Below are 230 nucleotides of genomic sequence, written 5' to 3'. Positions count from 1 at the left end.
CAACCCAAACCCCCACCCCCTAGATTACTACGCGTCTCGTGGGCTCGGAGATGTGTATAAGAGACAGGCTCCGGCCGCACGGTCTCGCCGACGAGGAAGTCGCGGTTGCGGCCGGAGCTGTGGCGACGTGTCCTTGGGGAGCTGCAGGGCCTGTCTCTTATACACATCTCCGAGCCCACGAGACGCGTAGTAATCTGGGGGGGGGGTGTTGTTTTTGTGGGGGGGGGGGG

1 protein-coding gene is annotated in these 230 nt (G+C 63.5%); it reads right to left on the bottom strand.

Annotated elements, in window-relative coordinates; genetic code table 11:
* Positions 1–230: hypothetical protein (locus ACPYOM_RS24205; protein WP_481347935.1), on the bottom strand; the 230-nt coding region annotated here is incomplete at both ends.

Source organism: Monashia sp. HAY1-2A (genome assembly GCF_056755315.1).
The sequence above is the reverse complement of the archived record's forward strand: the minus strand, read 5'-3'. Positions and strand labels throughout refer to the sequence as shown.